This is a genomic window from Streptomyces sp. NPDC001393 (genome assembly GCF_053597455.1).
The window spans coordinates 12,947-36,830 of record NZ_JBSFIH010000034.1 but is presented as its reverse complement, the minus strand read 5'-3'; the positions used below and the strand labels follow the sequence as shown (position 1 = coordinate 36,830).

General features: G+C 70.2%; 17 protein-coding genes. 6 read left to right on the top strand and 11 right to left on the bottom strand.

Annotated features, from left to right (window positions below; all coding sequences use genetic code 11):
* Positions 1-1,166 precede the first annotated feature (1,166 nt).
* Positions 1,167-2,576, top strand: coding sequence for an alginate lyase family protein (locus tag ACWC2T_RS29995; RefSeq protein WP_450673476.1), 1,410 nt, complete (start codon positions 1,167-1,169; stop codon positions 2,574-2,576).
* Positions 2,577-2,831: 255 nt separating this feature from the next.
* On the opposite strand, the gene ACWC2T_RS29990 is transcribed toward ACWC2T_RS29995, so the two are convergent.
* Positions 2,832-3,266 (bottom strand): hypothetical protein, encoded by a 435-nt coding sequence (locus ACWC2T_RS29990; RefSeq protein ID WP_450673475.1) that lies wholly within the window; start codon positions 3,264-3,266, stop codon positions 2,832-2,834.
* Positions 3,267-3,471: 205 nt separating this feature from the next.
* On the opposite strand from ACWC2T_RS29990, the gene ACWC2T_RS29985 reads away from it, so the two are divergent.
* The 3 genes from ACWC2T_RS29985 to ACWC2T_RS29975 all read left to right on the top strand — a co-directional run bounded on the left by ACWC2T_RS29985 (position 3,472) and on the right by ACWC2T_RS29975 (position 8,090).
* On the top strand, positions 3,472-5,409 hold the full coding sequence (locus ACWC2T_RS29985) for an autotransporter (RefSeq protein WP_450673474.1): 1,938 nt from the start codon (positions 3,472-3,474) through the stop codon (positions 5,407-5,409).
* A 176-nt stretch (positions 5,410-5,585) separates the two neighbouring features.
* Positions 5,586-7,358, top strand: a complete 1,773-nt coding sequence (locus ACWC2T_RS29980; RefSeq protein ID WP_450673473.1) for a sigma-70 family RNA polymerase sigma factor — start codon at positions 5,586-5,588, stop codon at positions 7,356-7,358.
* A gap of 342 nt (positions 7,359-7,700) precedes the next feature.
* The gene (locus ACWC2T_RS29975) at positions 7,701-8,090 is read left to right on the top strand and encodes a hypothetical protein (protein WP_450673472.1); all 390 of its coding nucleotides are present in this window, start codon (positions 7,701-7,703) and stop codon (positions 8,088-8,090) included.
* Here ACWC2T_RS29975 and ACWC2T_RS29970 read toward each other — a convergent pair.
* The 10 genes from ACWC2T_RS29970 to ACWC2T_RS29925 form a co-directional block, all read right to left on the bottom strand.
* The gene (locus tag ACWC2T_RS29970) at positions 8,046-9,104 is read right to left on the bottom strand and encodes an IS630 family transposase (RefSeq protein WP_450673524.1); all 1,059 of its coding nucleotides are present in this window, start codon (positions 9,102-9,104) and stop codon (positions 8,046-8,048) included. The two genes, ACWC2T_RS29975 and ACWC2T_RS29970, sit on opposite strands and share 45 nt — an antisense overlap.
* Positions 9,105-9,528: 424 nt before the next feature.
* On the bottom strand, positions 9,529-10,446 hold the full coding sequence (locus tag ACWC2T_RS29965; protein ID WP_450673471.1) for an ABC transporter permease: 918 nt from the start codon (positions 10,444-10,446) through the stop codon (positions 9,529-9,531).
* Positions 10,433-11,251 carry an ABC transporter ATP-binding protein gene (locus ACWC2T_RS29960; RefSeq protein ID WP_450673470.1) on the bottom strand — a complete coding sequence of 273 codons (819 nt, stop codon included), beginning with the start codon at positions 11,249-11,251 and terminating at the stop codon, positions 10,433-10,435. The genes ACWC2T_RS29965 and ACWC2T_RS29960 overlap by 14 nt, the downstream gene beginning before the upstream one ends.
* A gap of 5 nt (positions 11,252-11,256) precedes the next feature.
* Positions 11,257-12,384: an aliphatic sulfonate ABC transporter substrate-binding protein gene (locus ACWC2T_RS29955; RefSeq protein WP_450673469.1), complete on the bottom strand. Its 1,128-nt coding sequence runs from the start codon at positions 12,382-12,384 to the stop codon at positions 11,257-11,259.
* Positions 12,381-13,688, bottom strand: coding sequence for a sulfate adenylyltransferase subunit 1 (locus ACWC2T_RS29950; protein WP_450673468.1), 1,308 nt, complete (start codon positions 13,686-13,688; stop codon positions 12,381-12,383). The genes ACWC2T_RS29955 and ACWC2T_RS29950 overlap by 4 nt, the downstream gene beginning before the upstream one ends.
* 14 nt (positions 13,689-13,702) lie before the next feature.
* Positions 13,703-14,668, bottom strand: a complete 966-nt coding sequence (gene cysD / locus ACWC2T_RS29945) for a sulfate adenylyltransferase subunit CysD (protein ID WP_450673467.1) — start codon at positions 14,666-14,668, stop codon at positions 13,703-13,705.
* On the bottom strand, positions 14,665-15,216 hold the full coding sequence (cysC, locus tag ACWC2T_RS29940) for an adenylyl-sulfate kinase (RefSeq protein ID WP_450673466.1): 552 nt from the start codon (positions 15,214-15,216) through the stop codon (positions 14,665-14,667). Before cysC ends, cysD begins: the two co-directional genes overlap by 4 nt.
* Positions 15,206-16,006 carry a polysaccharide deacetylase family protein gene (locus tag ACWC2T_RS29935; protein ID WP_450673465.1) on the bottom strand — a complete coding sequence of 267 codons (801 nt, stop codon included), beginning with the start codon at positions 16,004-16,006 and terminating at the stop codon, positions 15,206-15,208. Before ACWC2T_RS29935 ends, cysC begins: the two co-directional genes overlap by 11 nt.
* On the bottom strand, positions 16,003-19,236 hold the full coding sequence (locus ACWC2T_RS29930) for an amino acid adenylation domain-containing protein (protein ID WP_450673464.1): 3,234 nt from the start codon (positions 19,234-19,236) through the stop codon (positions 16,003-16,005). Before ACWC2T_RS29930 ends, ACWC2T_RS29935 begins: the two co-directional genes overlap by 4 nt.
* Positions 19,237-19,266: 30 nt before the next feature.
* Positions 19,267-20,739, bottom strand: a complete 1,473-nt coding sequence (locus ACWC2T_RS29925) for a nucleotide sugar dehydrogenase (RefSeq protein WP_450673463.1) — start codon at positions 20,737-20,739, stop codon at positions 19,267-19,269.
* 299 nt (positions 20,740-21,038) lie between these two features.
* Between ACWC2T_RS29925 and ACWC2T_RS29920 the strand changes: the two genes are divergently transcribed.
* Positions 21,039-22,403 (top strand): MFS transporter, encoded by a 1,365-nt coding sequence (locus tag ACWC2T_RS29920; protein ID WP_450673462.1) that lies wholly within the window; start codon positions 21,039-21,041, stop codon positions 22,401-22,403.
* Positions 22,404-22,483: 80 nt separating this feature from the next.
* Positions 22,484-23,788 carry an ATP-grasp domain-containing protein gene (locus ACWC2T_RS29915; protein ID WP_450673461.1) on the top strand — a complete coding sequence of 435 codons (1,305 nt, stop codon included), beginning with the start codon at positions 22,484-22,486 and terminating at the stop codon, positions 23,786-23,788.
* Positions 23,789-23,884 lie beyond the last annotated feature (96 nt).

Sequence of the window (23,884 nt, the reverse complement as noted above, 5' to 3'; positions counted from 1 at the left end):
CGGGGCCTGCTGGGAGGTGGCGGATGGCGTCGGTGCTGGGGGTGCTGGAGCGGCGTGAGCGGGTGGCGTTGGCTCGGGCGGAGGAGGCCGCGCAACGCGCGGTCATCGCTCGCGAGGAGACCGTCGAGGCCCTGGCCGAGGCGGCCGATGAAGCCGTTGTATCCGAGGCGCCGACGGCCGTTCGGAGCTGGACGCGGACGGAGCAAGCACGCCACAGTGGGACACCCGGGCCTCCTGATGGTTCGTTGACTCGCCATCACCGAACTGTGCGGGAGGCCCTTACCCTTCTCCTATGCGCCGACTGCGGAGCGATCACCCGAACGAGGCTGATACGCGCGGAAGTTCGAGCAGTAGCCATATCCCTCGGTTTGGAAATCGCTTCTCACCGTAGACGTTGTTGTTCGCGGCGGTGCCGCCGCATGTGGTGTCCGCGACGTCGTGGGCGCTGTGGTCGAGGATGCGCTCGGTGGTGGCGACGTCGCCCCGCAGCGCCGGGGACGCCGACGTCCGCGCCCCAGGAGTTGTTGACGACGTCCGGCGCGAGTTCGGGCCGCGGGTTCTCCCCACGCTCCGCCCGCGGCGGGCGGCACGGTTGTCCTTGGCCCGAACCACGCCGCTGCGCACGGCCACGCTGGATGTTCGTGCGCCAGTCCAGTTCGCCGCGCGGCCCGCGCGGGCGTCCGAGACGCGGGCGCGGACGGCCAGGCGCATAGCCGGCCGTAGGCCAAGCCGCGCCCTGTCACCGCGAAGCTCAGTTCACGGGCCTCCCACGCCACTGCCACGGACTTCACCGCATGGCCGCCAGGCCATTCCGGCCGTGCCCCGTGCCACGAAGGCACAGCCCCTGAAGGTCAGCCTATGACGCCCGGTGCCCTCCCGCAGCGGGTCATGGCGCCCGGCGTATGCGGCGGGTGCCGCCACAAGAGGAACTACCGTCGGTGAACGCCGCGCAAGCGGCAGCCGCCGGGCTCACGTTCGCCGCTCGGGAAGTCCATGAGCGCCCATTGAGACTGGCGGTATTCGCGCGCAGACCTGCCCTGGTCGCGCTCCGCGCCGACACGCTCCGCGGCCGAGGCGGGGTGCCGGGCCCCATGGCCCGGTGGCCCTCTGCACCACGGACCGTCCAGTTTTCGTGATCGGCGTCCGCCCTCACGCGTCTCATAAGCATGCATGTGACACGACAGATCAGCCGACGCGCCATACTCAAGGCCGCGGGCATCACAGCCGGAGCCGCCTCAATCGCCACCGCCGCCACCCCCTCGGTCGCGGCGGGCGGGGCCTTCGCGCACCCCGGCCTCCTCCACACCGGCCCCGACCTCGCCCGTATGGCCGCCAAGGTGAAGGCCGGCGCCTCCCCCTATACCGCCGGGTACGCGAAGCTGACCGCCAACCGGCATTCGCAGAGCGGCTGGACGCCCAATCCGCAGGCCATCGTGTACAGGGGCACCGTGTACAGGGGCACGGGCAACCCGCAGAACTACGGGGCCCTGTATCACGACATCCACGCCGCGTACCAGAACGCCCTGCGCTACCACGTCAGCGGCGACAGCTCCCACGCCGACACTGCCGTCGCGATCCTCAATGCCTGGTCGGCAAAGCTGACGAAAGTCGACGGCAGCGCCGACCGGTTCCTGGCCGCCGGGATATACGGGTACCAGGCCGCCAACGCAGCCGAACTCGTCCGCGACCACAGCGACTTCGCACTCGAAAGATTCCAGAAGATGCTGCTCGACGTCTTCTACTCGGTGAGTGAGGATTTTCTCGTCAACCACAACAACGGCACCCCGGCCCCCCACTACTGGCCCAACTGGGACCTGTGCAACATGGCCTGCGCGCTGGCCACGGGCATCTTCTGCGACGACCAGGCCAAGGTCGAGCGGGCCGTCGAGTACTTCAAGCACGGCGACGGCATGGGCTCGATCAAGCACGCCATCCCGGTCGTGCACGACGACGGGCTCGCCGAGTGGATGGAGGCCGGGCGCGACCAGGGGCACTCGCTGATGGGCGTCGGCCTGATGAGCACCATCTGCGAGATGGCCTGGAACCAGGGCATCGACCTGTACGGCTACGACGACAACCGCTTCCTCAAGGGCGCTCAGTACGTGGCCAAGTGGAGCCTGGGCGGAAATGTGCCGTACACGCCCTACGCCCTCGTGGACCATCGGCCGGGGATCCAGCACCCCACCAACGTCGCCACCGCCAGCGCGACGCAGATGCGGCCGGTCTGGGCCATGGCCGCCAACCACTACACCAAGCGGCGCGGACTGTCTGCCACGTACCTCACGCAGATCGCCGCCAAGGCCGCGCCCGAGGGCGGCGGCGGGGACTACGGGCCCAACAGCGGCGGGTTCGACCAGCTCGGCTTCGGGACGCTGGCGTTCACGCGGGACAAGGCAACGGACACCAAGGCCGCCCCGAAGCCGGCCGCTTCCGCCTCCCCCGCCGTTGGGGGCGGCCTCGCCGCGACCGGTTCCGGGGAGATCGTCGGGTGGACGGCCGCTGTGGGCGTCACCGCCGTCGCCGGCGGCCTGCTCTTCCTGCGCCGCCGCGACCGGGGGCGCCACGGGGCGTCGTAGCCACGGGGCGTCGTAGCAAGATGTAGCACATTCCCGGGATCTGTTACATCCCGACCATGTGTCACATCCCCAGGGGCTCCTCCAGGGTCTGGTCCGCGAAACCGGGTGTATCCGGCCCTGGCCCCTGGTTCCCTGTCGGCTGTCCTGCTCGCCGGGACGGCCGATCCGGCAGAGGTTGCTCGGCCCAGATCGTCTTGCTGGGGCGGACGATCAGCCGCATGCCCTTGGGCCAGCCGTCGCGGGCGTTCAGGTAGGTCAACTCCCGGCCTGGTAGGCCGCTTGGACGTCGCCGTCCTGTGTCAGCGAGGTCTCCCACGCCTGCTCGGGGAGCCTACGCGATCGCCGCCTCGTTCTCCGGTCCGCTCGCAGTTCCATCGCGAGGCTCTCGCCGGGGTTCGCCAGCCGGCTGCCCAGCGGGTGGAAGCTGAGCGTGCCCTTGAACGTGGCCGCGGCCCCTTGCTTCCTGGACGCGCTCGTGATGACGGTGGCGTCCAGGCCGACGACGATCCAGCCCCTCAGCCTCCGTTCGGCGACCGTGAGCCACGGGAAGCCGCCGGGCCGCCGGTGGAGCAGCATCCACACATGCCGGCGCACCCGCCGCCGTACCTTCACGATCCGTATCAGGGTCTTGCCGTCCGGTTCGGCCAGCAGGCGGCGCATCGTCGAATCCGAGGCCGCAGGGCCGAACACGGCTCTGACGGTGGAGCTGAAGCTGCTCGGCCTGCAACAGGCTCCACCGCCCGGGCAAGTCCTCAATACCCCTTGCGCCTCGTCCTGCCCGACGGGCGACGTAGGTGGCATGGAGAACTTCTCCGGGTTTTTGAGATCCCGGTGGCCGGCCACCGGTCTTCACGTCCGTAAGGATCACCAGCACTTCAGGAAGCACCCTGACTCGATGAAGCGTTCTTGGCACCTTGTCCTGGCGTCGGCCCTCGTCGCGGGAGCCGTCACACCGGTGGTTGCGGTGGGCAGCGCAGTCGCCGCAGACGGCGACATCACCTCGGCTGTCCTGGCGAACCGTGATGTCGTCCTGACCGGCGACGCGGTCGTGCGCGTCCCGCAGGGAACCCACACGTATACCGGCGTGATCAGCGGTGAGGGAGCCCTTCGCGTGTCCGGCACCGGCACACTGGTCCTCGCCAAGGACAGCACCTTCACCCTGCCGCACTCCCGGCAGCACCAGAGGGTCCAGATCCCGGGCGGCAACCACCCGTACGTCGTGGTCGGCAGTCCCGACGAGCCCGCGGTCACCGTGGACGCGGGGGCAACCCTCCAGTACGGCACCGGCGGTACGACCGGCCTGATCGGGTCCTTCCCGTACAACACGCCCGGTTACCAGCAGAACCAGGACAACATCCGGGTGGACGGCACACTGCGTCTGTCGCTGACCCGGCTGTTCAACCTGGGCATCATCAGCGGCTCCGGCCTGGTCACCCAGCCCCGGAACATGTGGGGAACGCTCCAGATCTGTGGCACCAACCCGTTCTCCGGCATCTTCGACAACGGCACGGGCGTCAACTTCGCGAGCACCACCTGTGCCGCCGACCTGCCAAGCGCCCGCTCCGTCGTCAACCGCGGTTCATGGATCATCGACACCCCGCTCAACCACACTGTCGTACAGCGGCAGAACTTCTACAGCCACGAGTACGGCAACGACGTCAATGTGCACTCCCGCCCGGGCAGCAAGGTGATCCTCACCGGCGTCTACAGCTGGAGTGACAGCGGCGACGGGGCGGCGCCGTCGCTGAGCGACCTCGGACTGAACTGGCGGCCCGTGGCCCACAAACTGAACAAGCGCGGCACCAACATCGAGGGCGCCGACGTCCAGTGGGGCGACGGGACCACGCACCAGATCTTCATGCCCGGCACGGCGCAGACGGTCTACATCAACCTGCACGCCAGACGGCAGCGCTCCCGGCTCACCTTCGACTACAACGGACCGGTAACCCTGGGCGCGCCCATCGGCGGCGGCATGTATCACGACACCCTCGGCGCTCCCGGCGCCGGGGACGTCGTCATCGCCGGCACCAGCGGCAACGACGTGACCTTCGCAGCAGCGCAGTACTACGACGGATCCACCACCATCGACAGGAATGCGACCCTCCGTCTCGGCTCCGGGACCGCGGGCGGCGACGGGAGCCTCCACACCGGCGGAGCCCTCGACAAAGTGATCGACAACGGTTCACTCGTGCTCCGCAACACCAGGACACGCACCACCCTCCCGGCAGTGACCGGTGCCGGATCGGTGACGCAGAACGGAGCCGCGGCCACCACCGTCACCGGCGCCGCCTACACCGGCGCCACCACCGTGGCCAGAGGCAGCCTGATCGTCTCCGGGACCTCTCTGCGGACATCCAGCGCGGTCGCTCTGACCGGTCCCTCGGCCGTCCTGGATCTCAGCAAGGCACGCGACACGACCCTGCGCACGCTGCAGGTCGTCACAGGCGCGAAGATCCTTCTTTCCCGGAACTCCACCGAGCTGACCGTCGGTTCGACGACCGCAACAGTCTCCGGCACCGGTCTCACCATCGGCGGGGCGCGCTTCTCCGTCAGCCGGGCCGGCGCCCACACCATGCTCACCGCCCTCACGCCCACCACAGCCGCACACCCGTCCTCCGCCGCGACAGGACCGGCGCCCTCCCCGGCCCGGACCGGCCGAGCGGCCACCCCCCTGGGCGCCTCCACCGGCACCATGGCGGACACCGGCAGCAACTTCGGTGCTCTGTGGGCCGTCACAGGACTGGCGGGCGTCGTTCTCACCGGCGTCGCCGCGGTCTTCGTCTTCGTCCGCGGCCGCTCGCGTCTGCGTACGTCCCCGCGTCACTCCCGCTGATCCCCGGCCGCCACGGATTCCACCGGCCCGCCCATGGCTGTCAGCGCTCACACCTTACGATGACATCGCTGCCACGGTGTGTGTGATACCGACGGCGATTGCCCGAGGACCCCCGCAACCCGGCTCGGTCGGCGCGAGCGGGGCATCGTACCCGCGTCAGATCGAAGGGAGACCCGATGCCAAGGCATGCCGCGCCCGCGGCCGACGTGATAGCCGCGGCTCGGGCCGGCGATCGCGGCGCCCTGGAAGAGCTCAGCTCCCGGACGCTTCCGCTGGTCTACAGCGTCGCGGCGCGTGCGCACCCGTACCGCGACGACGTCGACGACATCGTCCAAGAGACGATGATGCGCGTCCTGCGCGGCATCGGGGGACTGGAGCGCCCGGAGGCGTTCCGGTCCTGGGTGATCACCATCACCGTGAACGAGGTCCGCGACCACATCCGCAGGCGCGGCCGGAGGGAGACGACGGGAGCGGCGTTCGACGCGGCTGAGCACCGGCCCGACCCGGCCGCCGACTTCGCCGAGGGGGTCATCCTCAACCTGCGGCTGTCCGGGCAACGCGAGGAGTCCGTGCGCGCGACCCGTTGGCTCGACGAGGACGACCGGGAGCTGCTGTCACTGTGGTGGCTGGAGACGGCCGGCCGACTCGCCCGGGCCGAGCTCGCCTCCGCTCTGGACATGACCGGCCACCAAGCGGCTGTACGGGTGCAACGCATGAAGGAGCGCCTGCACACCTCCCGCGTCATCGTCCGAGCCCTCGCGGCCAGGCCCGCATGCGGGGAACTGACCCGGCTGACCCTGGACTGGAACGGGGCCCCCAGCGGCCTGTGGCGCAAACGCCTCGGCCGCCATGTGCGGCAATGCCCGCGGTGCGTCCGCCACGAGGAAGGCATGCTGGCCCCGGAAGGACTGCTGGCGCCCCTGGCCCTCCTGCCCGTGCCGGCGGCACTGCTGGCCTGGCGCCCGTGGCTGTCCGCGGGAACGCACGCCACGGCGGCCGGCCATGCCGGCACCACGACCACTTCAGGCACCAGGGGTTCCGCGACGGCGGGGACGGCAGGGACCGCAGGGACGAGCCTCACCGCGAAGGCCGTGGTGGCGGCGAGTGCGCTGCTCGCCGTGGGCGGTGGCGTGCTCGTGTACGCGGCCCCATGGTCCAGCCCGTCGGCGCGTCCGGCCACCGCCCCGACGGCTTCCGGCCCGGCACCCGCGCCCTCGCTCACCGCATCCGCATCCGCATCACCGTCACGGCCGGCACCGCTACGGGGCTCGGCCGTCTCGCATCCCTCGCCCCGGCCGCGGTACGGGTCCGTGGTCGACGCCGTGGACAGCGCGCCACCGCCGGACCGGCCGCCCGCCGCATTGCCCCACCGCCCGCAGACCACGGTGACGATGACGGGGCTCAAGAGACACCTGGACGGCTACCAGCTCGTCCACCGCGGGGACACGGTGGTACTGCGCGGGAAGGGCTACTTCACCGTCCACTGGGACGTGATGTACGGGCTGCGCCCCGGGCTGCTGACCATGCCCTCGTGGACCGGACTGCGAGGAAGGCTGTTCCACGTGGCCTCGGGCGGCGGCCACCGCATGGACGACCGTCAGCCGGGCGCGACCGCCGGCGGCACCTGGATGGGCAACCGGCAGCAAGGACTGATCATCCTGCCGCCGGGAGCCCAGCAGATGTGGCAGAACGAGTACTACTACCTCGACGGCAGCGTCACACTCCACCTCAACGAAACCCAGGCCGACTACAACCTCGACGTCCTGCCCTCCTCCTGGCAGGAGACAGCCGACGACATCGCCAGTCCCCCGGCCCCGCACTCCGCCGACCGCGAACGGTACGGACTCGTGCGCGACACCGGCCGCGACGACGCCCCCGTACCGCAGTACACCACCCGCTCCACGCCGACCGACGCGGGCACCGTGCCCCAGCGCTCCGTCGTGTCCTGACCACGGGCGGTTGCCCAGGCGGGGCGGTGCCCTTGCCGAAAACTTGTCTGCCCTGGTGGGAGCCGGTGTGCGGTTCGGCGACCGCGGCCGCTTGCGCCTGTGCTCTCCCGCAGTTGGCGATCGCTGCGACATGGTGATCGGTCATGCTGCTGCGACTGGCCTATTTCGGCGTCACGAACGCGTTAGCCATGCTGCGTCTGCTGGCGATGAGCGACAGGGACAAGGACGTCTGGCTAGTGGCTCGTCTCGGATCCTTGGGTGGATAACTCTGTAGGCTGCCAACTGGTCTTGATCACTGTCGTGGACGTACGGCCTGGTGTGCTCGTGGAGGAGGATTGGCGCGTGGCGGAGAAGCCCGTGCGGAACTCGGTGTCGCTGGGTGTGTTCCTCGCCGTGGCGGCTCACCCCGGGGTGGCGTTCAGCGTTGTCGAACTGGCGGGTCGCGGAATCACCGCAGACGCGGCTGCAAACCGTTGGGTGCTTGAGGTCGGGAAACCTTCCTTGGACGGCTACACGCTGTCCGACAAGATGATCGAGCTCGGCGAGCTGGAGGATCAGCTCGTTGAACTGTGGCAGGAGTGTGGGACTGGCGAGGTCGACGCGGCGGCCTTCGAGACCCGTCTGGCGGAGATCGTCGAAGCCATGGAGAAGTGGCCGTCACTCCCGGAGGCGCCCGTGGAGGACTTCTCAAGCCGCCTTCGCCGGGTACTGGGCCCAGGCACGGATGGGTGAGTCGGGGGCGAAGTTGGTCTTCGGTTGGGCCCGGGCGTTGCGCCAGCGGATGTACGCGGCGATGGCGGCGTTCTGCTCGCCGTGGCTGCGGTGGTCAGTGCCGTTGAGGGCGAAGTAGCGCAGGGCGGCGAACTCGGACTCGATCCAGTTCAGCCATGATCCATAGGTCGGCAGGAAGACCAACTCGACGTCATGGGAAGCCACCCAGGCCCGGACGTTCGGGTGCTTGTGCGGGGAGAAGTTGTCCAGCACGACGTATAACTTCTCTCCGGGCCAGCGGGCGTGCAGGGCTTTGAGCAGGGACAGGAACTCGCGCCATCGCTTTCGCCGGCGGATGCGGTAGTACATCTTGCCGGTGGCCAGGTCGAGGGCTGCGAGCATGTGCATGACGCCGTCGTAGCGGTTGTAGGTGGCCCGCAGCCGGCGCGAGGAGGCTGCCGGTCGCCATGCCCTGCCTTTGCGGGGCATCAGGTTCAGCGGGCCGAACTCGTCCATACACACTACCCGGCCGTCGTCGGGCGGGGTGTCGTAGAGGGCCAGGATGCGGTGCATCTTGGCGATGAAGTCGGGGTCGTTCGAGGACTTCCAGGTCGTAGTCGTCTGCCAGGAGACCTTGCCCTCGCGCAGTATCCGCCGCAGTGTCTCGCGGCTGATCGCAGGGACTACTGCCTGTTTGACCAGATGCTCGGCCAGCTTGGTCAGGCTCCAGGTGGAGAACGAAGCGATCTTCCAGTCGGCGGGGGACGTCCGGGCGATCAGGCAGATGTGCTCGCGCGTCTGGCTACTGATCGTCCTGGGGCGTCCCCTGCTCCATTTTGGGTCCAGAGCGTCGAATCCCCGCCCGTTGAAGGCGTGGATGACGTCGCGCACACAGTCGGCGCTGACCTGCATCAACAAGGTGATATCCGGTACGGATTGGCCTTGCGCGGACATCAGCACGACGATCGCCCGCCGTAGCTTCACCGGGTCCTTGGCGGTTCGGCTGATCCGCTGCAGCCGACGCCCTTCCTCCATGCTCACCGGCCGGACGAACACTCCCGGACGACGCCCCACGACGACCTCCGCGATCACAGCTTGAAGGCAGCCTGCCGTGCAACGGACGAAGGGTCAATTGACTGGTCAAGGCTCCGAGACGAGCCACTAGAAGCCGCCGAAGGACCACGCGATCGCCTGAACAGTGCCTCACTCCCGAGCCACCGCCAGAATCGGGCATACCGGTTCAGAATGTCCTCTCACACCGTGCGTCCGACCAGGTAACACCAAACGCGGACAACGGCGCATGGACCCACAGTGGCCAACGGGTGAATCCTCCCTCTGTCATGTCAACAGCTCGGCCCAGCGCATCGGTGTGGGGACTCGGCCCGCCAGGTGCCGATTGACTGGCGTATGTGGCGCGCGGGCCGCATACGCCGGAGCTCCCCGGCGCGGCAGCCTCGTGTCAGTTGTCGCTCGCCAGCAGGCCGCGGGAGCGGAGTACATGGCGCTCCAGCGGCGCGAAGACGATCAGCTCGATGCTGATACCGACCAGCAGGATGAGGATGATGGTGGCCAGGACGGCCGGCATGTCCTGTGCCTCGCGGGCGTTCTCCAGAGCCCGGCCGAGGCCCAGGCCCAGGGAAGGTGAGCCGGCGATCAGCTCGGCTGCCATCAGTGAGCGCCAGGCGAAGGCCCAGCCCTGGCGAAGGCCGGCGACGTAACCGGGCAGTGCCGCGGGCAGCAGGATGTGCCGGATGCCGTGGATTCCCGTCGCGCCCATGGTGCGCCCGGCGTGCAGGTGAACGGGCTGCACGCGGTCGATGCCCGCGACGAGGCCTCCCGCTATGGACGGTACGGCGCCCAGCAGGACCACGGCATAGACGGCGGCGTTGCTCAGCCCGAACCAGAGGATGGCGGCGGGTACCCAAGCCACGGACGGGATGGCTTGGAGTCCCGTCAGTATGGGGCCGATCGCAGCCCTGACGGAGTTGACCCGGCCGATGACCAGGCCCAAGGGGGACGCGATGATCACGGAGGCCAGGAAGCCCAGGACGCCGCGCGAGACACTGGTCCAGACCACGCCGAGGGTGGTGCCTTCGAGCCACTGCTCGTGGAGGCTGTCCCACACGTCCAGCGGGCCGGGCAGCAGGTCGGCGCGCTGGACGTGCGCCATGCAGAGAAGCTGCCACGCTGCGAGCACCAGGAGCACCGCCGTTACGGGCGGCACGATCCTCCCGAGCAGCAGTCGGGGCAGAGCGCGCTGCCGGACGGCGGTGGTCTGCAGGACATCGAGCCCCATGGCCATGCCTGCGCCGCCGAACGCATCGCGAGGCGTGGAGTCTGCGGTGGACGTCGTGGTGCAGGCGTCAGTCACGGCCATGGAGGCTGACCTCCTTGCGAAGCTGGTCGGTGATCTCCTTGCAGAGCCCGGCCAAGGCGGCCGACTCGGTCCGGCGAGGCTGTGGCACGTCCACGGCCCATTCCCGGGCCACGCGGCCCGGGCGGGAGGAGAGGAGCACCACGCGCTGCGCGAGATGAACGGCCTCGCGCACGTCGTGGGTGACGAAGACGACGGAGAACCCCTGTCCGGCCCAGATGCGGATCAGCTCCTGGTGCAGTACGTCACGCGTGATGGCGTCCAGCGCGGCGAACGGCTCGTCCATCAGCAGGACCTGCGGGGCTTGGGCCAGCGCACGGGCCAGCGCGACGCGCTGCCGCATGCCACCGGAGAGTTCGTGCACACGCTTACGATGGGCGCCGCACAGCCGTACGATCTCCAGCAGCCGCTCCGCCTCGGCACGGCGTTCGGCACGCGGCACGCCGCGCAGGCGCAGCGCCAGCTCGACGTTGCGACCTGCCGTCAGCCAGGGCAGCAGGGCGTGCTCCTGGAACATCAGCGCGGGGCGCCCACCGGGCACCTCGACACTGCCTTGAGTCGGCCGGTCCAGGCCGGCGACCAGGTTGAGAAGGGTGGACTTGCCGCAGCCGGAAGCGCCGAGCAGGCAGACGAACTCCCCGGGGGCGATGTCCAGGCTGATGTCCTCCAGTACCGGAGCCGCGGGGCCCGGTCGGCCGAAGGTCTTGTGCACATGCGCGAGCCGGACGGCAGGACCGGTTCCGGCGACCGGACCGGCTCCGTCAGGGGATGCGGCGGCCGCACGACCGAGTGGCGTGGCGATGGCCATGCCGGTCACCTCTCTTCCGGTTCTTCGACGGGGGACCGGCCGGCCGCGGTGAGCACCTTGTCCAGCAAGGACAGGTCGTAAATGCCGGTGAGGTCGGGCTGCTTGAGGAATCCGGCGGTCTGCGCGTGCTGCGCCTCCTGCCGGAGCGTGGCGGTCAGCGGGTCGTCGGTGACGGTGATGTGCGACCAGGCCAGGTTCAGCACTTTGGCGGGCAGTGGTTTGCCGCTGAGAGCGGTCAGTGCTGCGTTGGCGTCCGCCTTGGCGCGGTCCGGGTGGGAGTTGATCCAGGCGTTGGTGTCCATCGAGGCTTTGAGTACTGCCTCCACCACGTCCGGGTGAGCCTTGAGGAAGGTCTGCGAGACGATCACGTTGGTGGTGACGAACCTGCCGCCGGGCCACAATGACGCCTCGTCGACGAGCACCTTGCCGCCCTCGGCGACGAGCTTGGCCGCGGTCGGCTCCGCCACCCAGGCGCCGTCGATCTGCCCGGACCGGAACTCCTGCGGGGTCAGGGCATTGTCGCTGCGGATGACCGAAACGTCGCCTGCGCCCGAGGACGCGTTCTCCTTGAACCGCTTGGACGCCAGGAAGTTGAGCAGGGCCACGTCCTGGGTGTTGCCGAGCTGCGGGGTGGCGATCTTCTTGCCCTTGAGGTCCGCGACGCTCTTGATCTTCGACGGGTCGACCACCAGCTCGGCGCCGCCGGAAACCGACCCGGAGATGATTCTCAAGCTTCGCCCGCCGGACCGCACATAGCCGTTGATCGCGGGTGAGGGGCCGATCCAGCCGATGTCGACGGCGCCCGCGTTGAGTGCCTCGATCTCCGATGGGCCGGCGTTGAACACCTGGGGCTCCACCTTGGTGCCGCCGAGGTCCTTTTGGAACAGTCCGTCGTGGAGGCCCACCAACGGTGTGACATGGGTGAGGTTGGCGAAGTAGGCAATCTTCACGTTCGAGGCGGAGAGCCGGGTCGAGGATCCGGGCCCGGACCCTGATCCGGCAAGCGCGTCCGCCGCCGTGCCCGGGGCTGCCTTGGATCCGTAACCGCAGCCGGCCAGACCCAGCAGTGCGGCTCCGGCCAGCCACACGCCCATGAGACGCCGAAAGCGGGAGATGTGGAGGATCGCGGTCATGTGAGTACCTCACGAACGGGTTCATTCGCCGTCGGGGAAAAAGCCTCTCCCACCATGCCCGCGGTCCGGGTGGTGCCGTCCGCTGGGTCGATGAGCAGGAACGACCCGGTGCTGCGGTTGGCGGCGTACGAGTCCAGGGCCAGCGGCTCGGCGGTGCGCAGCACCAGCTGCCCGGTCTCGTTGGCCCGCAGCGCCTCCGGGCGCTCCCGGCGCTCCAGGGTCGACACATCCAGCAGGTAGGGGACGTCCTTGACGATCGCGCGCACCGTGCGGGTGGTGTGCTTGAGCAGGACGTGGTCGCCGACCCGCAGCGGGCGCTCGTCGAGATGTGTGACCGTGGCCTCGATGTCCCGGACCGGCTCGGGCACCGTGCCGGACACGATCAGGTCGCCGCGAGAGACGTCGATGTCGTCGGCCAGGGACACGGTCAGGGACTGTGGCGCCCACGCCTCCTCGACCGGCTCGCCCAGCAGGTCGAGACCGGCGACGGTGGTCGTCAGCCCGGCCGGCAGCACGGTGACGCGGTCGCCGACCCGCAGGGCGCCGGATGCCAGGCGGCCGGCATAACCGCGGTAGTCGGGGTGTTCGGCGGTCCGGGGACGGATGACGTACTGGACGGGAAAGCGAGTGCCCAGAGCGGCGGCACCGGAACCGACCGGGACGGCTTGCAGGTGTTCGAACAGGGTCGGGCCGCCGTACCAGTCCATCCGGGCGGAGGACTCCACGACGTTGTCCCCGGCCAGTGCCGAGACTGGAATCGAGGTGATGCCCGGGATGCCGAGGCGGTTCGCGAAGGTGCCGAACTCTTCGGCGATCGCGGCGAACACGGACTCCCGGTAGTCGACCAGGTCCATCTTGTTCACGGCGAGGACGACGTGCGGGACGCGCAGCAGCGCGGCGATCACGGCGTGCCGACGGGTCTGCTCGACGACGCCGTTGCGCGCGTCGACCAGGATCACCGTCAGCTCGGCAGTCGAGGCGCCGGTGACCATGTTGCGGGTGTACTGCACATGGCCAGGGGTGTCGGCGAGTATGAACCGTCTGCTTGTGCTCGCGAAGTAGCGGTAGGCCACGTCGATGGTGATGCCCTGCTCGCGTTCGGCGCGCAGTCCGTCCGTCAGCAGTGCCAGATCGGGTGCGTCCTGGCCGCGGTTGCGGGAGGCGTGCTCCACAGCCTCCAGTTGGTCCGTGAGGACCGACTTGGAATCGTGCAGCAGTCGGCCGACAAGCGTCGACTTGCCGTCGTCGACCGACCCGGCGGTCGCGAACCGCAGGGTGTCGACGGAGGCAGCGGTTGTCGTCATGGTGGCGGTCATGGCTAGAAGTACCCCTCGCGCTTGCGGTCTTCCATCGCGGCCTCGGACAGCTTGTCGTCAGCACGCGTGGCGCCGCGCTCTGTCAGACGCGACGCCGCGATCTCGGCGATGACCTTCTCGACGGTGTCGGCGTCGGAATCGACGGCACCGGTGCAGGACATGTCGCCGACGGTGCGGTAGCGGACCCGCCTTGCCTCGACGGGCTCACCGGCCCTCGGCCCGCCCCAGCCACCGGCCGTCAGCCACATGCCGGCCCGCCGGAAGACCTCGCGACGGTGGGCGAAGTAAAGAGACGGGAGTTCGATCTCCTCGCGGGCGATGTACTGCCACACGTCCAGCTCGGTCCAGTTGGACAGTGGAAAGACGCGCACGTGTTCACCGGGCGCATGCCGGCCGTTGTACAGGTTCCACAGTTCGGGCCGCTGACGGCGGGGGTCCCAGCCGCCGAACTCGTCCCGCAGCGAGAACACCCGCTCCTTGGCACGGGCCTTCTCCTCGTCCCGGCGCCCGCCGCCGAACACCGCGTCGAACCTCTCGGACTGGATCTTCTCCGTCAGCGGCAGCGTCTGCAGGGGGTTGCGAGTCCCGTCGGGCCGTTCGCGCAGCACACCCCGGTCGATGTAGTCCTGTACAGAGGCCACATGGAGGCGCAGCCCATGTGCGGCCACCACACGGTCCCGGTACTCCAGCACCTCGGGGAAGTTGTGTCCGGTGTCCACATGCAGGAGCCCGAACGGCACCGCAGCGGGCCGGAAAGCCTTCAGCGCCAGATGGAGCATCACGATGGAGTCCTTGCCGCCCGAGAACAGCAGCACGGGGTTGTCGAACTCTCCCGCCACCTCACGGAAGATGTGCACCGACTCCGCTTCGAGGGCGTCCTGGTGGGAAAGCCGGTACCCGGGACCCGGCAGGGGCGCGGTGGCGTGCTGCCGCTCGTGTCCGACTGATCGGTCGATGACGGTGGTCATGCGATTCCCCGTTCCCTGAGAAGGCTGTGGACGGCGGCCGCGGACTCCCTCGGCGTCTGTGTGTGGGCCTCGATCCGCAGGTCCGGTGCGGTCGGCGCCTCGTACGGGTCATCGACACCGGTCAGGCCGGCGAGCCGGCCTGCGGCCTGCTGTGCGTACAGCCCCTTCACATCGCGCCGGCTGCACACCTCGACCGGTGTGGCCACGTGTACCTCCAGATACGGGGTCCCCTGCGCGGCGTGGTGCTCCGCGACGGCGGCGCGGGAGGCCGCGTAGGGGGCGATCACCGGGGCCAGTACGAGGACGCCGTGGGAGGCCAGCAGTTCGGCGACGTACCCGATGCGGGTGACGTTGGTGTGCCGGTCCTGCGGGGAGAAGCCGAGCCCGGCGGAGAGGAAGCCGCGCACCTCGTCCCCGTCCAGCACCTCCACCCGGTGGTCCTCTCCGCTCAGCCGCTCGGCCAGCGCCAGCGCGATGGTGCTCTTCCCCGCGCTGGGCAGGCCGGTCAGCCACACGGTGGCGCCCGGTCCGCGAACGTCACCGGTCATCGCGCGGCTCCCTGTTGCCGGAGTCGCCGTACCAGTTCTCGTGCCAGTGACGTACCAGGTCCGGCCATGCCTCGGTGGCGCCGACGGGAAGGTAGGTGCGCCGGATGGCGTGCGGGGCACGGGGCCAGGGGAGGGCGGGCGAGCGCACGGTCCCGAAGCCGAGGACACCAGGCGGGAGCAGGGGCTCGGCAGGTATGCCGCCATAGGGATACGCGAAGAGGTCAGGACGGCGGCCGTAGCGTTCCTCGATGGTCTGGAGGGAGCCCTCGACCTCGTCGCGGGCTTCTGCATGGCCGATCCGGTCCAGGTGTGGGTGGGTCCGGGTGTGGGCGGCGATGATGTGTCCCGCCTCGGCGAATGCGTCGCACTGCTCCCAGGACAGGAAGTCTTCACGGGGATTGGTGGAACGGTCCGAGATCCGGCCGGTGTTGACGAAGAACACGGCGCGGACTCCGAACGCGTCGAGGACCGGCCGGGCGTACACGGCGTTGTCCCGGTAACCGTCGTCGAAGGTGATCAGCACGCTTGGCTCGGCCGGGCGCACGGGACCGCCGGGTGCGAGCAGATCGGACGGGCTGTACGGGCGGAACCGTTCCAGTACGGTCTCCAGGCCGCGCGCGAAGCCGTCCGGTGCGAGCGCGGTGTAGTGCTGGACGGCCGGGTTGACGTGGTGGAAGTAGAGCACGAGGGGCCAGCCGGGTGCGGTGCCGGTGGCGGGTTGGTGCTCTGCTGCGATGCCGGGAAAGTGCGGCGCGGGACGCACGGGGGTGGTCGTTGCCGGGGTGGTCATGCCGCTCCGATCGTGGCGGGGCCGAGTGCGGGTACGGCCAGGTGCATGCGTTCCTCGATGGCGGCGCCGAGGGACTCCATGTCGTGTGCGTGCCAGTGGTCGATGCTGTAGCGCAGACCCATCTCAAGGCGGTCGCCGACGATGTCGGCCTCGGCCATGACGAGGTAACGCTCGGTCTGGGTGGGCGACCGGTGTGCGCCGAAGCTCTCCTGAGCGGAGGTGAGCACGCTTCCGGGCCTGCGCTGTTCCAGCCGCAGGATGTGCCCCCGGAAGTTGAGGCGTACCTGCGGGCGGGGCAGTGCGCTCAGGGCCGCGCGTTCCCCGGCGTGCGGGGAGCCGTAGCGGAGGGCGTCGAACCCGTAGCGGCGGGCGGGCAACCGGTCGAGAACGGCCAGGGTGTGACGGAGGTTCTCCAGTCCGTCGCCGTGCCAGCGCAGCACGGCCGGGAAGGTGCTCTGCAGGTATCCCACGGTGTTGCTGACGTCCAGGTCGCCGATGCTGGTGTCCCGGCTGTGGGCGTAGACGTCCACCGCGTGCGCCGCCTCTCCGCTCCACTGGGCGAGGCCGCCGACGAGGCAGCCGAGTGCGAAGTCGTGGGCGGGGAGGCCGAGCGCGGGCAGCTCGTGCATGATGCGGTGGGTCAGCTGCGGGGAGAGCCGGAAGCGGTGGGTGCGCAGGCTGGGCAGGAGCGCGGGGCCGCTCTGTCGCGTTGGCGTCAACGCCTCCCAAGGGCTTGCGAGTTCGGTGGTCCAGCGGGCGAAGTCGCTGCGGGCCTGGTCGCTGGTGACCCAGGCGGAGACGGCGGTGTGCAGGCCGAAGACGGTGGCGGTCGGGGCCAGCCGGTCGCAGGGGCGCCCGAGGTGCAGGTCGAGGGCGGCCTCCAGTTCGTCGACGAGAAGCCCCATGGCGACCCCGTCGAGGACGAAGTGGTGAACGGTCATCAGCAGACGGCCGGGAGCGTCGCCGAGGTCCACGTGGAGCAGTTGGAAAACTCGGCCCTCGGGCAGCGACAGTGTGCGCTGCGCGCCCGCGAGCAGGTCCTCGATCCGGTCGGTGAGCTCCGCCTCCGGAACCTTGGCGAGCCGGTGGCAGGCGACGGCGGCCTCCGCGTCCACGGGCCGGATGTCGACCATGTCATCGCCGTCTCGCAACGCGGAGCGAAGCGCCGGGTGCCGCTCCAGCAGGGTGCGCGCGACGGCGGTGATGGTCTCGCGACCGAGTCCGGCGGGCACGCTGAACACAGCGTTGAGGTTGAAGTGGTCGCGCTCCGGCAGCGGGCCGTCGTGCAGCCAGCGGCACTGTGCGGGCAGTAGGCCCACGACACCGGTGTGCCGCTCCTGTCCCGGGGCACCGGATACCCGTTCCTGCCCCGGGCCGTCGGTCGGCGGCACGGCGCGCTCGCGGGTTCCGGCCAGCGTCACGGCCGCGCGGGCGGTCCTGCCTCGCAGCAGGTCGGCCGGGCGTAGCGGGACGCCGGCCTGGCGGGCGAGCGCGGTGACTCGCATGGCGACCAGGGAGTCGCCGCCCAGGAGGAAGAAGTCGTCTGCGGGGCCCGCGTGCGGGGTCTGGAGCAGCCGCGCGATGAGCAAGGTCACGATCGCGACCGGATCGTCGTCGGCTGCAGGCAGGGGGGCCGGTTCCGCCTTCCCGCGCTGGTCTGGGGCGGACGGACGGGCATGGAGCCGCTCGGCCAGATCGCGGGCCGCGTTGCGGTCCACCTTCCCGGAGGTGGTCATGGGCAGTTCGTCGAGCGCCAGCACACGGCTCGGCACGAGGTAGCCCGGCACGGAAGCGGCGAGCCGCTCCTGGACACCGGCCGGGGTGGGGCCGCCCGGGGCGGTGACGACGGCGGCGGCCAGTTGCTTCGCGCCTCCTGCGGTGGTGTCGTCCCCTGTGTCCAGGACGAAGCTGACGGCGTCGAGCACGCCGTCGAGGTCGCGCAGGTGCCGGTCGACCTCGTCGAGTTCGATGCGGTAGCCACGCACTTTGACCTGGTTGTCGACCCGGCCGAGGAACTCCAGGGCTCCGTCGGAGCGGACGAGGACGAGGTCGCCGGTGCGGTACATCCGTGCACCGGGTCGCTCGGCGAAGGGGTCCGGGCGGAACCGTTCCTCGGTGCGCCCGGGGTCGTGGAGGTAGCCGGAGGCCAGCAGATTGCCGCCGATCCACAGTTCGCCCTGGCCGCCGGGGCCGACCGGGCGCAGGTCCTGGTCCAGGACGTGGAGTTGCCGGTCGCCCAGGGCGACGCCGATGGGCAGGCTACCGGTGCGGCTGCCGAGCGGGCCGTCGGGTGGGATCTGATGCAGGGTAGCTGTGATGACGGTCTCGGTCGGGCCGTAGCCGTTGGCGAGTTCGGCGCCGGTTAGAGAGGTACGGCGGTGGACCTCGGCGTCGCGCAGGGTGGCGTTCTCACCGCCGATGACCACGAGGCGGACCGACGGGAACCGGATGTCCGGCCGGGTCTCCAACTCTGCGCAGAGCATCCGCCAGTAGGCGGTGGGCAGTTGGAGCATCGTGACGCCGAGCCCGGCGACGAGCTCGGCGAGCAACGCGGCGTCGAGCAGACCGGAGGCGTGGAATCCGGCCTGGAAGGCGAGGGTGCCGCCCGCGGCCAGGGTGGGCCAGATCTCCTCCTGGGCCACGTCGAATCCGATGCTGGCGAACTGCAGCACGGTGTCGCGGTCGGTCAGGCCGAAGCTGTCGACGACCGCGTCCACATGGCCGCCCAGCGCGGGGTGTTCGACCAGTACGCCCTTGGGGGTTCCAGTGGACCCGGAGGTGTAGATGACGTAGGCGGGGCCCGGCTCGGCGAGGGCGGGGGCGGACTGTCCGGCGCCGTCGCGGCGGCAGCCGTCCAGGGTGAGGACCGGGATGCCGTGCGGCGGGACGGCAGTGTCGCCGGCCCCGGCGGTGCCGATGAGGACCGTGGCACCGGAGTGCGTGAGCAGGTAGGCGCGCCGCTCGGCCGGTGTCGTCACGTCGATCGGCAGGAAGGCCGCGCCGGCCCGCCACACGCCGAGCATCGCGGCCACTGCATCCGGCCCGGACGGCAGCTGTACGGCGACAAGCCCGCCAGGCCGTACCCCGGCGCTCGTGCGCAGGGAGGCGGCGATGCGACCCGCGTCGTCCCACAGCTGCTGGTAGGTCCACGAACCGGCGGGCGTGCGCAGAGCCGTGGCCTGCGGGGTCCGCGTCACCCGGTCCGCGATGCGGGCGAGGGTGCCCTCCATCCTTGTCTCCTTCATGGTGGTATCGCCCGCTCAGAGCTGGGCCGTGTTCGGGGCAGACGCGGGACCGGTGGCGTCCATGACCCGGCGGGCCCCGGCCAGCAGGTCTGCCGGGTAGCAGCCGTGCCGCTGGACCAGAACCACCAGGTCGGCGGCCGCGACAGCCTCGGAAAGCTCGCCTTCGACGGCGGGCAAGGCCGTACCCGCTGCCTCGAACACGTCGACGTACGGATCGTGGTAGGAGACCCGCACTCCGGACGCCAGGAGCGCCTCTGCCAGTGGAACGGCCGGTGAGTGCCGTACGTCTGCCACGTCCGGCTTGTAAGTGACGCCGAGCAGCAGCACGCGCGCGCCGGCCGCGGTGACGCCTTGGGCGCCGAGTTCGGCGATCGCGCGCTCCGCCACCCACAGCGGCATCGCGTCGTTCACCGTCTGGGCCGCCTCGACCAGGCTGAAGGGGTAGCCGGCTTCGCGTGCGCGATGGGCGAGGTAGAGCGGGTCGACGGGGATGCAGTGCCCGCCCACTCCGGCGCCGGGCCGGAACGGCATGAAGCCGAACGGCTTCGTGGCCGCCGCGTCGATGGTGTCCCAGACGTCCACGCCCAGCCGGTGGCAGACCCGGGCGAACTCGTTGACCAGCGCGATGTTGACCTGCCGGAAGGTGTTCTCAAGTATCTTCGCAGCCTCCGCCTCGCGGGTGCTCCGGGTGACGTGCACCCGCTCGGTGAGCCGCGTGTAGAAGGCCGCGGCCCGGTCCCGGCAGCGGTCGCTGAACCCGCCGACCACCTTGGGCGTGTTGTGGAAGGCGAAGTCCCGGTTGCCCGGATCGACGCGTTCGGGGGAGAACGCCAGGGCGAAGTCGTCGCCCGCCCGCAGCCCGGACTCCTCCAGGACGGCGCGGACGACGCCGTCCGTGGTGCCCGGGTAGGTGGTCGACTCGATGATGACGAGCTGGCCGGGGCGCAGATGGTCGCGGACCGTGGCCACCGCGGCCGTCAGCAGCGCCAGGTCGGGCCGGCCCCGCTCGTCGACGGGGGTGGGCACGCACACGACCACGACGGTGCAGCGCGCCAGCACCGCGGGGTCGGTGGTCGCGGCGAACCGCGTGCGGATTCCGGCGAGTTGCTCGGCGGACACGGTGTCCACGAGCGGCCGGCCGGCGTTGAGGCTGTCCACCACCTCGGCGCGGAGGTCGATGCCGCAGGTGACGTACCCGGCGGCCGCGGCCGACACCGCGACCGGGAGCCCGGCGTAACCCAGTCCGACGACGGCGACCTCGGGATGCGTCAGGGGATCCGCGGTGAAGAACGCACCGTTTCCGGAGTATTCAGGATCGAGTTCCGCGGAGAGGGAATCCAGTCCCGTTTCGGAGAGAGAGCCGGAGACGGAGCTGGGAAGCGTCTCGGAAATCGACGTGGAAAGCAGATCGGAAAGCGGATCGGTCAGGGAGCCGGGAATCGCGGAAATGCGGTCGACAAGCAAGGGGCCGGAGTTCTCCGGGGTCATCGAATCCTCCGCAGTACGTGTCGGGATGCGTTTCGGACAACGCAGGGTCAGATCCTGACCGGTGTTCCGGCACCCGGTCCACAGATCCCGCGCCCGACGATCCGACATGACGGGGAGCTGCCGCGACGCCCCGGATTCTCGGCATGTGAGACACCTCAGGGGCGTCTCGGGTGCTGAGACGGAACGGATCCTGGCGTGCTGACGCCATGGCTTCCGCACGCATACGGACGGGCTGGACCCACAACTTCCGGACCCCCAGGATGAATTCCGACCAGTGCACCCTCGAAATGCGAGGAACCATGCAACGACCGATAACGCGAAAGCTCCTCGACGCGTTGCCGCCTCCCGGGGCCGCGCGCGTGCTGACGCTCAACGCCTTTGCGGGCTCGATCGGTACGGGGCTCTTCCTGACCGGCAGCATGCTCTTCTTCACCCGCAGCGTCGGACTGCCCGCGTACCAGGTCGCTCTCGGCCTCTCCATCGCCGGTGTCGCCGGGATGGTGGCCTCTGTGCCGACCGGGATGCTGGCGGACCGGATCGGCCCGCGCCGCACGATGGTGGCGCTGCACCTGTGGCGGGTCGTCACCTACAGCCTCTACCTGCTCGTGCACAGCTTCCCGGCGTTCCTCGCCGTCATCTGCGCCACGACCCTGGCCGAGAAGGCCGGCCCGCCGATCAACCAGGCCATGGTCGGCACCCTCTTCACCAAGCAGCAGCGCACCCGCACCATGGCCTTCCTGCGTGCCGTGCGCAACGTGGGTCTCTCGCTCGGCGCGCTGCTCGCCGGCATCGCCCTGTCCTACGACACCCGGGTCGCCTACGACTCTCTGGCGCTCGGCAACGCCCTGTCGTTCCTCGTGATGGCCGCGCTGATCTGGAGTCTGCACCGGTACGAGCCCGCACGGGACTCGTCGGCGCCTGCCACCGCGGCCCCGGGCGACGCCACCGAAGAGGCCCCGGCCGCCGATCGCCGGCCGCTGCGGGAGTGGCCCTTCCTCGCCCTGAGCGGATTCAACGGCGTGCTGGCGCTGCACGACTCGGTGCTCTTCGTCGGCCTTCCGCTGTGGATCTCCGCCCACACGGACGCGCCGCGTCAGCTGGTCAGCGCCGTACTGATCGTCAACACGGTGATCACCGCCCTCACCCAGGTCCGCTGGACCCGGCTGACCGACTCCACCGCCAAGGCGGTCCGGGGCATGGTCACCGCGGGCCTGGCTCTGGCTGTGGCCGCCGTCGCCGTTCTCGCGGCGCACTACGTGGGCAGTGCGGCGGCCTGCGCGCTGCTGGTGCTCGGGGTGCTGCTGCTGACCGTGGGCGAGAACCTGCACTCCTCCGCGGCCTGGGAGGTCTCCTTCAACCTCTCCCCGGCCGACGCCCGCAGCCGGTACCTCGCGGTCTTCCAACTGGGCGAGTCCGCCCGGGACATCGTCGGCCCCCTGCTGGTCACCTCGGCCATGGCGGTCGGCCCGTGGGGCTGGCTCGGCCTGGCCGCCGCCTTCGCGCTCGCCGGTTTCGCCGCCCGTACGTCGGCCGACCGGGTCGAACGCAGGCGCGCCCGGGCCCACGCCAACGAGCCTGCCGCCACTGAGTCCGCCGAGCCTGCCGCCACCGCATCCGCCGGTACCGGCGAGCCGGCGGCCGCACCGGTGACCGCCACCCCATAGCCCCTACGACGCGGCGCCCCGCCGGTCGCTCCGCATCCCCCGCATCCCACCGCATCCCAACGGCCCAAGGAGGCAACCCGATGCCCGATCCGAACCCGCGCCACCTGCTGATCATCAGCGGCGGCCGTGATCTCCCGGAACGTGCCCGCGCGGTGGAACCCGGCCTGCGCACCAGCGTGATCTGCCGCCAGGACGTCGTGCCGCGACTGGTCCACCCCGAGAAGATCCAGCGCCTGATCGTGCTGCGTGCCGACGCGCCTGTCGCGGAGTGGGTCGCGGCGGCCGAGTTCGTGCACCGCACCGACCCGGTCGACCTGATCACCAACTACACCGAGAAGGACACCGAGAAGACCGCGGCCATCGGACAGGCACTGGGCCTGCCGACCCCCGCCGCCGATACCTACGAGCTGGTGGCTGACAAGCTGCGCATGCGGCAGCGGCTGGCCGAGCGGGGCGTGGACGGCACCCCGGCCCGCGTGGTCCGCGACGCCGAGGAGATCAGGGCCTTCGCCGAGGAGGCCGGGTATCCGCTCATCTGCAAGCCGCTGCGAGGCGTCGGCAGCGAAGGCGTGGCCCGGATCGATGCCCCGTCCGACATCGACCGCGCGCTCGCCTGGGCGGCGGAGGGCGCCGCGGAGATGGATTCGCCCGAGATCCTCGTGGAGCGGTTCCTCACCGGCGCCGAGTTCAGCGTGGAGAGCATCAGCGAGGGCGGCCGGCACGTGGTGGCGTGCATCACCCAGAAGATCTCCGAGCGCGAGCACTTCGTGGAGGTGGGCCACGTCCTGCCGGCACCGGTGGGCGCCGAGGTCGCCAAGCGCATCGAGGCCACCGTCACCGCGGCCCTCGACGCCCTGGAGATCACCTCGGGCGTGACACACACGGAGGTGATCGTCACGGCCGGCTCGGTGCACATCATCGAGACCCACCTGCGTCCCGCCGGCGACGAGATCCCCTACATGCTGGCCAGGGTGTCGGGCATCGACCTGATCGACGCAGTGGCCCGGCAGAGCCTCGGACTGCCCGCGCTGGCGGAGATCGAGAAGAAGGTCGACGCCCGGACGGACACCGCGCAGTACGCGGCCATCTGGTACGCCTGCCCGGACGCGGTCGGGGACGTGCTCGCCGTGGACGGAGTCGATGAGGCGCGGTCCATGCCGGGCGTGTGCGAGGTCGGCGTCCTGCGCGGCGTCGGCAAGAAGCTGCGCGGGGTGACCGGCTCGTTCGCCCGGGCCGGGCACGCCTGGGCCGTGGGGGCGACCCCGCAGGAGGCTCTCGACCGGGCCCGGGACGCTGCGAAGTGCCTCACCTTCACCGTCGCCGCGACCGGCATGTCGGGAGCGTTCGAGGACCTCTCGGCGGAACTCGGCGACCTGCTTGAGTAGTTGCCCGGAAGGGCACACAGTCTCCCGGCCCTCGCAACCCGTCCCGGATCGACCACCCCATCCCTTGACCGACCGACGACACCACACCTAAGGAGA